This window comes from Pantoea sp. Nvir, assembly GCF_009829915.1.
GTDB lineage: Bacteria > Pseudomonadota > Gammaproteobacteria > Enterobacterales > Enterobacteriaceae > Pantoea.
Genome location: NZ_SZZW01000004.1, coordinates 111,162 through 125,302 on the forward strand (window position 1 = coordinate 111,162; position 14,141 = coordinate 125,302).

Genomic DNA, 14,141 nt, shown 5'->3' on the forward strand with positions numbered 1-14,141 from the left:
GAAACTTGATTATGCTATTTTGCTGGCAGATAATAAGTCAATAAAAATTATCTTTTAGTTTGGATTTTTATGGAGTATTAAGATGAGCGAGAATATTACAACATTTCCGTTACAATTTACAGATGCAGCGGCCCATAAAGCTAAGAATCTTCTTGCTAGAGAAGAAAAACGTAATCTGAAACTGCGCGTCTATATCACAGGCGGTGGTTGTAGTGGTTTCCAGTATGGGTTTACCTTTGATGACAAAATAAATGACGGAGATATGACTATTGAAAAGCAAGGCGTGACACTAGTGGTTGATCCAATTAGTTTACAGTACTTAATAGGCGGTTCAGTAGACTATACAGAAGGTTTGGAAGGAGCACGTTTTATCGTCATTAATCCGAATGCAAAAACAACTTGCGGCTGTGGCTCATCCTTCAGTATTTGACAAAGATTGTCACTAATATTTTCCTTCCTAATCTCATCCCTTTTTAACATACTTTGAGTCAAGCACGTCTGCACACCAAAGTATAGAACAGACAAAGTTCATGTAATATACTGATAATACTGATAGTTCCTGTAGTCCATTTAGTTGTAAAGAGCACCTTAGGCGGAGTAATCAGAAAGTATGTGGTTATATTTCATTCTGGTATAGTCAAAAATAGTGTGAAGCACATAAAACAACTCTGGATTTTGTTGATCGTAGGGATATAGTCTTTTATGCTGCTGTGCTGCTACAGCGAACACGTTAAGTCTCATTAGCTAGAAATATTTAGCCATGTTCTAATCGTTCAAGTAGTTTCTCCACTATCAGAGATGACTGCTGTGCTGTTATACCCAGGAACTCTCCAAAACTTAGATGTGACTTTTTATCTGCAACGTCAGAAATAGTACGTATCACCAAAAAAGGTACCTTAAACTTATAGCAAACGTGACCGATAGCAGCTGCTTCCATCTCTACGGCAATGGCTTGCGGAAAAATAGCGTGGATTCGTACCAGTCGCTCTGCACCATTGACAAATGTGTCACCACTTACCACTAGGCCACGTATCGCGTTTAGATTCAATTCACTGATGCAGGCTTCAGCAGCCTTTATCATCCGAGCATCAGCAGTAAATGCCACCGGGCATCCCGCCATCTATCCTGGCTTATAGCCAAAAGCAGTTACATCAGCATCGTGATAACTTACTTTGTCAGAAATCACGATGTCTCCAACAGACATCAGCGGTGTTAACCCCCCTGCCGACCCGACGTTGATAACTAAGTCAGGTTTATAGAGCTGTAGCAGCAGTGTTGTACCCAACGCTGCTGAAATTTTACCAATACCTGATTTTAGCAGGTAGACTTCAATTCCGTTAAGAGTACCGTTGTAAATCTCGCAGCCTGCTAGTGTTAAAGTTTGACGATTCTCTATTTTGTCCCGCAGCAGGATAATCTCCTGCTCCATCGCGCCAATAATACCTGCTTTCATAAAAGAATCTCACTAATATCTGGAATTAAACGTAAAAAATAAGAGATAATCTTACATGACAGGCAAAGGATTAATACAAGAAATAATAATAATTAGTTAGGGATGACGACGATTAATTGCATGGAAAAATAAATTGTATCTGTCCCTATAATACACACAAAAATCTGGAGGGATCATACATATTATGATCTCTTTCTAAAGAAAGATCTTGTGCATTATCAATTCGGCATCAATAGTTCGCAAGATATAAAAAACACAGGTTTCCCACTGGGACATAATGCTGTAGTGTACTTTCGTCTGAACCATTTGCTAGAAAGATAATAAACAGGACGCTCTTTTGTTAAAGAGATCCTGCAAACTTTAAAAAATAAGGGTAGCCTAGAGTAAGTAATCTACGTCTAAATGAAGCAAAATGTTCTTCTAAAACCTTAGTAGAGATAGCATGTCATGCTTCATGCAGTTGGCAATATGCTTTTTGTTCATTTAGGTAAAGCTGCAGTTACTGATTGGGTTCAAGTGCATCTTCTGTTGGATACTCATGAATCCCCTAGTCACAGAGATTAATAAGGATTAATAGTACACTGATTTTAATCAGCTTAACAATATGATCGACAATAATCTTTTATTCTAAAGGAAATACCAAAGCAGTCCGTATAGTGCATACACTGTTACACTCTAATCTCAGATATTCTCAAGTCACTTATATTTTAAAAGACATTGTACCTGCCTGGTGTGGTGCGATATGAAAAGCCCAACTAATTCAGTTCACTGATGAAAAAACCGTATTTTATCTCTTCGAGCAGGAATATATTGCTGAATTGTACGCATCCATTAATATGGCAAAGCATACCTGTTTCTACAGACCTATATTGTGTGAAAACCGCGGATGATGTTTTTACTGTATCTCCGATCTTATGATGCCATTAAAAAAATATTTAACATTGATTTTTTCTGTAACTATTTACGTAAAAGTACAGAGTAATAAAAAAGAATAATACTTTTAGTCGTACGGTACGATCGGCAATGTTTGGGGGAAGTTTTTTTCAAAAGAAGAAGCAGAAGTCATCGTTCTTTATGTTATTGCAAATAAACTTTTAGAGCGTACTGGGCAGATACACTAATTTGATTAATAAGGATTGAACGTGGTATTTTCCCATCGAAACCCGCTTATTTCATAAGTTCTCAAGAAAGCATCGTAGATGCCTATCACAAAAAAATATGTTCTTTAGTAGAAGAGAATAGATATCAGTGTTTGTTATGGGAGCTTTATTATCGTTTTTGCCTGATTCAGTATCATATCAGCAGGATGACGTATCTCGATGAGTGGGATGAATACTGCAGTCTTATCTTACTGAAATAACGCGACTTGTTTTAAAAAACATGTAAATGTTATTTTTAAAGCAAAATTTTCTAGAACTTCAGATTAAACCATTAATCTTACATCTCACTACAGAAAGGCGCCTGATGTTAATTTTTAAATGAGGCTAATATAAATGAAAAAAAACACCTTAATTTTTAGTACAATGGCGCTCAGTATTAGCTTAGTACTGGGTTCTACCGCCGGTTTCGCAGCTGAATCCGCTTCTTCCGCAAACCAGCAGCTACCTGGTTTGTCGATGATGATTGAGAAAGTTATACCCTCAGTTGTCAGTATCAGTATTGAAGGCAGCATAACAATAAAAACGCCGCGCCTATCGCAACAATTTCAGCAATTCTTTGGTCACCATTCACCTTTCTGTCAGGAAAATTCGCCTTTCCGGAACTCACCGATATGTCAGGGCAGTGCAGGTGGCGGTGGCTACGGAGGAAACACCAACACCCGGCAAGAAAAATTTCGCGCGCTCGGTTCTGGTGTAGTAATTAATGCCGAGAAAGGCTATGTAGTGACTAATAACCATGTTATTGACCACGCGACCAAAATTCAAGTTCAGCTGAGTGATGGGCATCACTACGAAGGTAAAGTCATTGGTAATGATCCGCATTACGATATTGCATTAATCCAACTCATCAAAGCGAAAAATCTGACTGCGATTAAAATAGCTGATTCCGACAATCTGCGAGTCGGTGATTATACCGTTGCTATCGGTAACCCTTATGGCCTTGGAGAAACCGTAACCTCTGGTATTGTATCAGGACTTGGAAGAAGTGGTTTAAATATTGAAAAATATGAAAATTTTATTCAGACTGATGCTGCTATTAACCACGGTAATTCTGGTGGTGCTCTGGTCAATCTTAACGGTGAGCTGATTGGTATTAATACCGCAATCCTTGCTACAGATGGCGGTAATATCGGTATCGGCTTTGCGATTCCTAGCAATATAGTGAAAAATCTTACTGGGCAGATAATAGAATTTGGTCAGGTGAAACACGGCGAATTGGGTATCCTCGGTACCGAGCTCACTTCAGAAGTGGCGAAGGTGATGCAGTTGGATGCGCACCGTGGCGCCTTTGTTAGCCAAGTGCTACAGAATTCTGCTGCGGCAAAAGCTGGAATTAAAGCAGGTGATGTAGTAGTCTCTATGAACAACAAGCCTCTAATCAGCTTAGTTTCCTTGCGAGCTGAAATTAGTTCGCTTCCGATTGGCACCAAGATACAGCTTGGTCTCCTGCGAGACGGAAAGCATATCAGCGTGACTGTTGAGTTGCAGCAAAGTGAGGATAAAGCGCGAATACCTACTGCTGTAGGCGTAGTAGGTACCGTAAGTACTATGGATAGTATAGATACTGCACCAGTATTGAAAGCAACGAAGATCTAAGCAATAAGAATCTAGTGTGTATAGCGTGAAAACATAATATTGCATTTTGACTTAAAAGGCTATTATCCTGGGTCTGAGGGAGCAGATAGTAACCAATATTGGTTAGCTTGGTAAAATTTTCAACACTAAACCTTCGGTACTGGCTCTAACGTTAAGCGCTGTGATGCCAGTATTTACGGTACTTTGTTGGCTACTTTTTTATTAGCGTCAAAAGAAAAATATGACCATTAATTTAAAATTTGTAATTTATCAGTTAGTCCTGTGATGAGTGAGACGATATTTGATTATCGTGCTTTAGAGTATATGCTATATTGATATTTTCTATTAGGATCACTAGAAGGTACTCTTTGAGTTTTTTATATGCGTTATATATAGGGTGTGATTGATATAAATAATTAATATTAATATGATGGATCCAAGGTAGCAATACTATAGTCAAGTAAGCCAGAGGTATTGGAGCATTACGGAAGGACGTTCCGCTAATGCTCTTGTGAGAATGTATGGTGCATTAGGTGGATTATAATTCATAATGGCTGTGTAGCGTCCGGATTGTCTGCCCCTGCAGTATATGACCAGGCGAGGAGCTGATACTACCTCTGTCCACAGTAAAACCTTGAAGTAGTCTCTCACAAAATGTGTCCTATTCTACTTACTATGAGATCTCAAGTGTCTATGTGTGGTCTCGGTAGAAGTTTAAGATGGTGGTAGCTTCCAGTTTTTGGATGATAGGATGCTATGTCGCTATCTAAAATCGTTAAGATTCGTATTCTTGGCGTCTATTAAAGATTTATCTTTTCTAGGTTTATGTTCATTATTCTTTACGGCGCTATACTTTTGAAGTGGTACAGGCCAGAGAACATTTTACTCTTTATATCAACTTCCATTATACTCATATTAGTAAATTTTTAATTTAGTTCATGTATTTAGTCTTACTGACATGTTTAATATTTGAATATTATTCACTATAATTTTTCCCAGTAAAAAACTCAGTGTGTGTTTATCTATAGGTCGTTTTACAAAAAAATAAGTTGCTTACTACATAATAGACGGTAAGTAGCAAAGATCATGAAGAGGGTGAAAAGTAACCAAAACTGTTGATTTTCTACGAAATTCAAGTGAATAAAAAAGATAAAAAATCCCGGGCCGCAACGACCCGTTGGAAGAGCTTAATCGATGGTACGCAGTAATTCATTAATACCAACTTTAGCACGGGTCTTCTCGTCAACTGTCTTTACAATAACCGCACAATAAAGGCTATATCTACCATCTTCAGAAGGTAGGGTACCGGAAACAACGACAGAACCTGCCGGTATGCGGCCATAGTGTACTTCGCCTGTTCTACGATCGTAGATTTTGGTACTCTGGCCGATGTAAACACCCATTGAGATCACTGATCCTTCTTCCACAATAACGCCTTCGACGATCTCAGAGCGTGCACCGATAAAGCAGTTGTCTTCAATAATGGTCGGGTTAGCTTGCAATGGCTCTAGCACACCACCGATACCAACTCCTCCGGAGAGGTGCACGTTTTTACCAATTTGTGCGCAAGAACCAACTGTTGCCCAAGTATCCACCATACTGCCTTCGTCAACATAAGCGCCAATATTAACATATGACGGCATCAACACAGTGTTATGTGCTATGTGTGCTCCCTGCCTGACAGCAGCTGGCGGAACTACCCGAAACCCTTCTTTTTTAAAACGTGCGTCATCCCAGCTAGCGAACTTCATTGGCACCTTGTCATAAAAACGTGTTTCTGCGCCTTCCATGACTTGGTTATCGTTAATACGGAACGATAGTAGAACTGCCTTTTTCAGCCACTGATACATTACCCATTGACCTTCAATCTTTTCAGAAACACGTAGTGCGCCACTATCTAACAGGGAGATAACTTCATTTATGGCTTCAGAGGTAACTATATCTACGTTTGCTTGAGTAATCTCGGTACGCCGCTCGAAGGCTACCTCAATAATGTTCTGTAACTGTTGCATAATTTTTCCTAATCTAGCTAATGCGTAGCGGGTCATGTGCTTACATACATAATAAAAGAGCGAATCTGGTTATAGTCACACTTTATCCTTTGGATGAAGGGCTTCTGTCAACCGTTGTTGCAACACTTGATGTCTTTTCACATTCAGCACGCGCCTCTAGGTTGGATGGAATAAATAAATTCTTGACGCGCTCACCGATGTTACTAATACGAGCACTTTACAACAAGACATCCATATTGGTGAAGACTTCGCCTAACTGAGCTAACAGCCCATGCCTATTGATCGCAATCAGTTCCAGATAACTACAGCGGTAGGTACAAATCGATAAGAATTTAACTGCGGCCTCAACGTTGAAGTGACGGCGTGTTACCGATATAAGACACGTACGCAAAGGAGTCTAATTAGTCTAAGAATTGCTTTTTTCAGCTCGTGGCTTTTATCATAGCTTGGTGTAAAATAATAAAGGACCACCATTCAGCTCCAACACTATAAAAGTGTCCATCGCCATACTGTCTCGACTGGTAAAAAATTTAACTACATGTAACCTAAGGTTAGGGCGATCTATCCTTCCTACAATGGAGGTGAAAAATAAGGATGGTCGATATTCCATAAATATCTTGGTGCAACCGCGTGTCGTCTGTAGGCTGACCGGCAACAGTATCTCCGTCAATCGTACTTCAACAAGCATGCTGGTTAGGTTTATTGTATATACAATAAACGTCGTGATAATTCTTCTAAATCTTATTTGATTGTGCCTTGTTAACACTATTTCATGTTTAATAGTATTGGTAAAAACGGTAATAGAACAGGCGTTCGTATGGATAGGGGTGCCATGCTGAATGTCGTCTCGCAGTTGTTTTTTAGTAAAAAAAGAAAAGTCCGTGTAGCAGGTTTTTTTTGGCTATTTCATAGTCTTCCATTAGTCACGCAGAGATCAGTCACGGTTAGATAAACTAAATAGCACAGTTGGGTATTATTTTGCATCACTTCAGCGAACTGTTAGATGACGATGGGATCCTGAATATCTCGGTACTGTGGGGTGACCACTATCAGAGATAGTGACTTAATAACTAAGCAATCAGATGCGTCCTCCGCAAATTTACACCGCGCAGCCCATCATACTTCAGTGATTCTTGTACACTTAGAATAAAGTGATCGATTTTTTAGACTTTAGTGATATCATGAAATAGGGCTATTATATATTAATAGATCCTTCTGCTATTTTCGTTGTGCGGTATCATATGATATATGTGTAGGATTGCGTGTGTCTCTAGTTTAAAAAGTTTTTTCTCGAGCAGATCGGGATCTTACCACGTAATTTAGAAAATGTCGTACAATGGACGAGGTCTGTCGTTTGTCGATCACCCCAATTGATTTCGTTAACCAATTGTAAGGGAGCATTGTACAATATTAAATTAACGATCGAACAACAGCCGATTGTCATAGCGAGCACGGATTATGACAGGTGCAAGAGAAACGGACGCGCAGAATAAATACTTGACACTTATTAAGTTCGGCACGCTCAGTTTCAGTTAATAAACTGACCACAACCATCTCATCCATTGTGATGTTGATGAAATGACAGAGCGCTATACACTACAGAGTATGGATATCACGCAAAACGCCGGAAATGTTCTTGATATTAGGATCAAGGTTGTAGCTAGCTAGTCCTGTAATCTTACTTACGATGTACTTACTGTTCTTTAATTTTAGCAATGCAAAAAGTTTATGATGCATAGGTATAGAAGGAAGTCTTTACTGAAGATGTTTTTCTGCATCTTAAGGAAGAGTAAAATGTCACAGGTCAGAATACGCGATTAGATGAGGTTGGTATCGGTGGTGAGATGGCTTAGGACACTCCAGCAGGTACTCTTCTAATGTGTGCACACTACACTAGATTCTTAACTTTACTAGATTAATCCGCATTGGCTTAAGAAAGTACATTTTAGTTCATGATCAGGATGTTAACGTTGGAGAGAAGGATGTAGTTGGCAGCGGCCATAGCTGACGGAAAATCTTTAAATTTTTCTAATTTCCTAGATCTATGCAAATAAAGTGTGTGTTATCCATAATTAATTATGGAGCCTTTCAGGCTATTTATAGACTTATCCGTCAGAATCGCCCTCATACTGTTTTTCTCTTTTTTCTTCACTATATAGAATACGGTATAAGTTCTTATGTTATAGAAAAATTACTGTTTAAAATTGATGAGTAGAGTATTGATATTTCGTTTTTACGCAGAGTTAGGACTGCATGTGTTTTCTCAGTTACCACAATGACATTCTGGTACTATAAAAACAAACTGCGATAGTGTGATTTTGTTTCATCTTCTAATAATTTTTCACATTAACGGATACTATAACGGTTACTCATTCAAGTTTTTTCAACTCTATTTACAAACGTTATTTAATTACCGCTGAGTAAGTCAAGGGGGCATATATTTCTCAATAACGTAGTAGTCCGCTCATGCAGATGGATAGTCCAACTTCACTAAGCACAGAAAGAATAGAGACTATTCTACGTATATGAAAAAGACGACGACCATACTGAATAAGGAGCTCTACTGTCAGTAAAGTTCTTTAGAGAGTCGCTGTAGTGTTCCTCAACTATAGTAAGTTAATGTTAATGAGTAGGAATATTAACTTATTGACTAAGCTACAGACTGGTTGCTGGAAGACATGTAGTCTATGCAAGCGGGGGAAGTAAGTTGTATGAATTAATGTAATTATGGTAGATAAGGACTGTTTAACGACTTAAAGACCTAGTTTGATGTATACCACAATATCTCACCACTTTTGTACTCAAGCATCCTGAAAGATTCATTTTTTCTCTTTAATAAAAATCAATTTAAAATTGCCATTAGATTAATCCTTATGTATTCAAAAATAAGTCGTGCGCCGTTTTGCTTTGAGCTGAACAAATTCTAGATTCAGCGGGGAGGTTTGTGATATAAAACATGTCGACGGTTCTTTGTTAGGTAGGACGAAATACATTAAAGGAAACATAACTTAATTAAGAAAATTAGGATTAGGACCGGAACGCTCATTCGTCTCAGTTACTTACAATTTATGTGTACTAAATAAACAACACACACATGTATCGACACATACACCGGGGTGCTTCAAAAGAGGTCGGTTGTATGGGATACATGGAGGCCCAACCCCAATATTAAACTTAGAGGTAATAATGGCAATTATTTCCATGCGTGAAATGCTTAAGGCCGGTGTTCACTTTGGTCATCAGACCCGTTACTGGAACCCTAAAATGAGGCTGTTTATATTTGGTTCACGTAACAAAGTTCATATTATAAACCTTGAAAAAACCGTGCCCATGTTTAACAACGCACTGGCTGAGCTGAGTAAAATTTCTTCCCGTAAGGGCAAGATCCTGTTCGTCGGTACTAAGCGTGCTGCTAGCGAAGCTATAAAAGAAGCTGCACTCAGCTGCGATCAGTTCTTCGTAAACCACCGTTGGCTCGGTGGTATGCTAACTAATTGGAAAACTGTTCGTCAGTCAATTAAACGTCTAAAAGAACTTGAGATTCAATCTCAGGATGGCACTTTTGACAAATTAACCAAAAAAGAAGCGCTAATGCGTGGTCGCGAACTGGGAAAGTTGGAAAACAGCCTAGGCGGTATTAAAGATATGGCCGGGTTACCAGACGCTCTGTTCGTGATCGGTGCCGATCACGAAAACATCGCCATAAAGGAAGCCAATAACTTAGGGATCCCAGTCTTTGCTATAGTTGATACTAATTCTGATCCGGATGGTGTTAACTTTGTTATCCCCGGTAACGACGATGCAATCCGTGCTATTAGTCTATATTTAACTGCTGTTGCCACTGCCATTCGTGAAGGAGGTGGTTCACAGAGTTTGGCTGAGCAGGCGGCTGAAGAAGCTTCTTTAAAAGACTCTTAATGGAGCCCCTTGAGGCAGCAAACGTAATCATCTATTAAGAGGTAGGTTTTACTCCTTTATTTTTGTTATAAAACTGTTACCCTGCGTTTCAGGCAAGTAAAACAGACAACCTTTTCATAAAAGGTGACCCTTAGTGCGTGAGCACATAAAAGTACGAACTGAGGATTTTAGAATGACTAAAATTACCGCCGTACTGGTAAAGGAACTACGCGAGCGTACTGGTGCAGGCATGATGGAATGTAAAAAAGCTCTTACTAAAGCAAATGGTGATATTGAGCTGGCGATTGAAGACATGCGTAAGTGCGGTGTCATCAAAGCGGCGAAAAAATCTATTAACGTGGCGGCAGCCGGTGTAATAAAAACTAAAATCGACGGCAACTATGGCGTTATTTTAGAAATAAATTGTGAGACTGACTTTGTAGCGAAAGATGCTAACTTTCAGACATTTGCAGATAAAGTATTAAACGTCGCAATTGCTGAATGTATCACCGATATTGAATTGCTAAAAGCAAAATTCGAAGAAGAGCGTGTAGCACTAGTCACGAGAATCTGCGAGAATATTAATATTCGTCGTCTTTCTATGTTGGAAGGCGAGCAGCTGGGTACTTATTTGCACGGTACGCGTATTGGCGTACTGATCTCTGCAAAAGGCGCGGATGACAAGCTAGTCAAACAGATTGCTATGCACATCGCCGCCAGCAAACCGGAATTTATCAAGCCAGAAGATGTTTCGGCTGATGTAATTAAGAAAGAGTACCAAATTCAGCTTGACATTGCGATGCAGTCTGGGAAGACGAAAGAGATTGCTGAGAAGATAGTTGAAGGCCGGATGAAAAAATTCACTGGTGAAGTGTCGTTGATTGGTCAGGCTTTTGTTATCGACCCTAGCAATACCGTTGGCTTCGTGCTTAAAGAAAAAGGGGCTGAAATCATTAATTTCGTTCGCTTTGAAGTGGGTGAAGGTATTCAGAAAATTGAAAGTAATTTCCTAGCTGAAGTAGCAGCCATGTCTAAGCAGATTTAATGTTGTGAGATAACCGCTAGAAAACAGTTCTTTTTATTCTGCTAGCCGCAGCAGATAATTTTGTCTTATGTCGGTAGTAAATTGAGGAGTGCTCAGCGGATGATCAATCAAGTGTACCTTCTTCCTTTTATGTCTTTTAAGAAGAATGAACCATGACGAAAAACGCAAAACCTGTATATCAACGTATACTATTGAAACTGAGTGGTGAAGCACTACAAGGTGATGAAGGTTTTGGTATCAATGCAAGCGTTCTTAATCGCATGGCGCAGGAGATAAAAGAACTGGTTGAGTCGGGTGTTCAGGTAGGTGTAGTTATTGGTGGTGGTAACCTATTTCGTGGCGCAGGTTTGGCAATGGCAGGTATGAATCGTGTTGTAGGCGATCATATGGGCATGTTAGCGACCGTGATGAATGGCTTAGCAATGCGTGATGCGCTGCACCGTACCTATGTTAATGTACGCCTTATGTCATCCATTTCCCTAAATGGCGTGTGTGACAACTATAGTTGGATTGAAGCGATAAGCCTACTACGTAATAACTGCGTGGTAATTTTCTCTGCCGGCACTGGAAATCCATTCTTTACTACAGATTCGGCAGCATGCTTGCGTGGGATTGAAATAAAAGCAGACGTAGTGCTAAAAGCAACCAAAGTTGACGGCGTCTACTCAGACGATCCACTTAAAAAACCAGATGCAATGTTGTATAATCAAATCTCATATGATGAAGTTTTGGAAAAAGATCTAAAAGTAATGGATTTAACAGCCTTTACACTAGCACGTGATCATCAGCTGCCGATCCGTATATTTAATATGAATAAACTTGGCGCATTACGTCGCATTATCATGGGTGAAAAAGAAGGTACCCTTATTACATATTAATACTTAAGGTAAGATAAATAAGGTGTATTTTATGTTAGAGCGTTAGGTGCCACCTACTTTCTTACTATTTAGGCTAATCACTTAACGGCGTTACCCTTTCGTCATCGTCGGAAGGGATAGGTTAAACCTCATCAAAGGGTTTTAACGTGATTAACAAAATCAAAAAAGATACTAAAATACGTATGGACAGATACGTCGAAGCATTTAAAAACAGTATTAGTAAAGTGCACACTGGTCGTGCTTCGCCTTCACTTCTCGACAGTATTATCGTTAAATACTACGGCACACCTACACCGCTGCGTCAGCTCGCTTCTGTGACTGTAGAAGACTCCCGCACGTTGAAGATTAACGTGTTCGACCTCTCGATGGTCACAGCAGTAGAAAAAGCTATTATGGCTTCCAATCTCAGCCTGCACCCAAGGTCAGCAGGTACCGATATCCATGTTCTACTGCCTATTTTAACCGAGGAACGCCGTAAAGATTTGATTAAAATTGTACGTGCAGAAGCTGAGCAAAGTCGTGTTTCCGTACGTAATGTGCGTCGTGATGCCAACGACAAAGTTAAAAAAGTTTTATTGAAAAATAAAGATATCAGCGAGGATGAAGAGCGGCGTACTCAGGAAGAGATTCAGAAAATGACCGATGCAGACATCAAAAATATCGATTCGCTGCTGGCCGAAAAAGAGAGGGAGTTGATGGAGTTCTGAGTCTTATTAGTTTTTCTCTTTACCTAAAGGGGTCTGGTATAAAAACGCCGTTCAGAGCTATGTTCATTGTGAATATAGCTCTAGCGGCGTTTTACATTATGCTTCCATGAAAACGGATAAATTCGAAGACTTTATAAGGTAAAGCTTAATGAAGCGATTAACTTTGCTGGGTTCCACTGGTTCGATCGGCGCTAGCACGTTATCAGTGGTACGCGCCAATCCTGAACTTTATAAAATTACTGCGCTGGTCGCTGGGCAAAATGTCTCGCTGATGGCGGAACAGTGTCAGGTTTTTCAACCGCGTTATGCGGCTATGGCGGATGAAGCATCCGCACAGTCGCTTCATGAAAAATTGAAAGCATTAAACGTATCAACCGAAGTACTCTGTGGGCTACAAGCTGCCTGCGAGCTAGCAGCGCTTGGCGAGGTCGATCAAGTAATGGCAGCCATTGTCGGCGCATCGGGTTTGCTGCCGACAATGGCTGCCATTCGTGCTGGGAAAAGTGTGTTACTCGCCAATAAAGAATCCCTTGTTACCTGTGGTCTTTTATTTATGAAGGCGGCACGCCATCATGCGGCTCAGTTGTTACCTGTGGACAGCGAACACAATGCAATTTTTCAGAGTTTACCTGCTTCTATACAGCATCAGTTAGGATACGCTGATCTTAGAAAAAATGGGATTGAGTCTATTATTCTTACAGGATCGGGTGGTCCTTTTCGCGACATACCTCTAGCAGAACTAGTGAAGATGTCGCCCGATCAAGCTTGCGCGCATCCGAATTGGTCGATGGGAAGTAAAATCTCTGTCGATTCGGCCACTATGATGAATAAAGGTCTCGAATATATTGAAGCGCGTTGGTTATTTAACGCTACTGCTACACAAATGGAGGTGATCTTGCATCCGCAGTCAATAATTCATTCCATGGTGCGCTACTGCGATGGCAGTGTATTGGCTCAGCTTGGTTCACCGGATATGCGCACTCCTATTGCACATTGCATGGCCTGGCCCGCGCGTATTTCGGCTGGTGTAACACCGCTAGACTTTACCAGTATGTCTGCGCTTACTTTCTCTGAACCCGACTTCGTCCGCTATCCTTGCTTAAGACTAGCTATTGAAGCGTGTGAGGTAGGACAAGCGGCAATTATTACGCTCAGTGCAGCCAATGAAGTTGCGGTGACGGCCTTTTTAGACAAACAGATTCGATTTACTGACATCGCGGCTCTTAACAGTGAGATACTATCGGCTCAAGCGTTTCCCGAACCAGATTCAGTAGATGCCGTATTGGAAATTGACCAAGCCGCACGTACCAAAGCAACAGAGACATTACCACGTTTCGTGACATTGCGTTAATTCAAGCAGCTATTTATTCTCATGTAGTAATCGTTGTATAATGACTAGGTTGCGTTCCGATGC

9 protein-coding genes and 1 pseudogene are annotated in these 14,141 nt (G+C 40.2%); 7 read left to right on the plus strand and 3 right to left on the minus strand.

Annotation, left to right across the window (positions count from 1 at the left end; translation table 11 throughout):
* The first annotated feature begins 82 nt into the window (after nucleotides 1-82).
* Entirely contained in the window at nucleotides 83-430 is a 348-nt protein-coding gene (gene erpA / locus FD729_RS03810) for an iron-sulfur cluster insertion protein ErpA (RefSeq protein WP_159931960.1), read from the plus strand.
* 324 nt (nucleotides 431-754) lie between these two features.
* Here the strand turns inward: erpA and mtnN are convergent.
* A pseudogene (mtnN, locus tag FD729_RS03815) lies at nucleotides 755-1,453 on the minus strand (5'-methylthioadenosine/S-adenosylhomocysteine nucleosidase).
* Between the two features lie 1,493 nt (nucleotides 1,454-2,946).
* Between mtnN and FD729_RS03820 the strand changes: the two are divergent.
* Nucleotides 2,947-4,209 (plus strand): Do family serine endopeptidase, encoded by a 1,263-nt coding sequence (locus FD729_RS03820; protein WP_159931961.1) that lies wholly within the window; start codon nucleotides 2,947-2,949, stop codon nucleotides 4,207-4,209.
* 1,166 nt (nucleotides 4,210-5,375) lie between these two features.
* Here the strand turns inward: FD729_RS03820 and dapD are convergent.
* Together dapD and FD729_RS03830 are read right to left on the minus strand one after the other, a co-directional pair.
* Nucleotides 5,376-6,200 carry a 2,3,4,5-tetrahydropyridine-2,6-dicarboxylate N-succinyltransferase gene (dapD, locus tag FD729_RS03825; RefSeq protein WP_159931962.1) on the minus strand — a complete coding sequence of 275 codons (825 nt, stop codon included), beginning with the start codon at nucleotides 6,198-6,200 and terminating at the stop codon, nucleotides 5,376-5,378.
* A 439-nt stretch (nucleotides 6,201-6,639) separates the two neighbouring features.
* Nucleotides 6,640-6,855, minus strand: a complete 216-nt coding sequence (locus FD729_RS03830; protein WP_159931963.1) for a hypothetical protein — start codon at nucleotides 6,853-6,855, stop codon at nucleotides 6,640-6,642.
* Nucleotides 6,856-9,386: 2,531 nt separating this feature from the next.
* Between FD729_RS03830 and rpsB the strand changes: the two genes are divergently transcribed.
* The 5 genes from rpsB to ispC all read left to right on the plus strand — a co-directional run bounded on the left by rpsB (nucleotide 9,387) and on the right by ispC (nucleotide 14,078).
* A complete protein-coding gene (gene rpsB, locus FD729_RS03835; RefSeq protein ID WP_159931964.1) occupies nucleotides 9,387-10,118 on the plus strand; it encodes a 30S ribosomal protein S2 in 732 nt (243 codons plus the stop codon).
* Nucleotides 10,119-10,290: 172 nt separating this feature from the next.
* Nucleotides 10,291-11,142, plus strand: coding sequence for a translation elongation factor Ts (gene tsf / locus FD729_RS03840; RefSeq protein WP_159931965.1), 852 nt, complete (start codon nucleotides 10,291-10,293; stop codon nucleotides 11,140-11,142).
* A gap of 152 nt (nucleotides 11,143-11,294) precedes the next feature.
* Nucleotides 11,295-12,020, plus strand: coding sequence for a UMP kinase (gene pyrH, locus FD729_RS03845; protein WP_159931966.1), 726 nt, complete (start codon nucleotides 11,295-11,297; stop codon nucleotides 12,018-12,020).
* Nucleotides 12,021-12,166: 146 nt separating this feature from the next.
* Nucleotides 12,167-12,727 (plus strand): ribosome recycling factor, encoded by a 561-nt coding sequence (gene frr, locus FD729_RS03850; protein WP_159931967.1) that lies wholly within the window; start codon nucleotides 12,167-12,169, stop codon nucleotides 12,725-12,727.
* A gap of 148 nt (nucleotides 12,728-12,875) precedes the next feature.
* Nucleotides 12,876-14,078: a 1-deoxy-D-xylulose-5-phosphate reductoisomerase gene (ispC, locus tag FD729_RS03855; protein WP_159931968.1), complete on the plus strand. Its 1,203-nt coding sequence runs from the start codon at nucleotides 12,876-12,878 to the stop codon at nucleotides 14,076-14,078.
* The last annotated feature ends 63 nt before the right edge of the window (nucleotides 14,079-14,141 follow it).

Coding starts and splice junctions, on each gene's coding strand:
- rpsB (WP_159931964.1), top strand. CDS start 9,387: ATGGCAATTATTTCCATGCGTGAAATGCTTAAGGCCGGTGTTCACTTT.
- ispC (WP_159931968.1), top strand. CDS start 12,876: ATGAAGCGATTAACTTTGCTGGGTTCCACTGGTTCGATCGGCGCTAGC.
- pyrH (WP_159931966.1), top strand. CDS start 11,295: ATGACGAAAAACGCAAAACCTGTATATCAACGTATACTATTGAAACTG.
- erpA (WP_159931960.1), top strand. CDS start 83: ATGAGCGAGAATATTACAACATTTCCGTTACAATTTACAGATGCAGCG.
- dapD (WP_159931962.1), bottom strand. CDS start 6,200: ATGCAACAGTTACAGAACATTATTGAGGTAGCCTTCGAGCGGCGTACC.
- tsf (WP_159931965.1), top strand. CDS start 10,291: ATGACTAAAATTACCGCCGTACTGGTAAAGGAACTACGCGAGCGTACT.
- FD729_RS03820 (WP_159931961.1), top strand. CDS start 2,947: ATGAAAAAAAACACCTTAATTTTTAGTACAATGGCGCTCAGTATTAGC.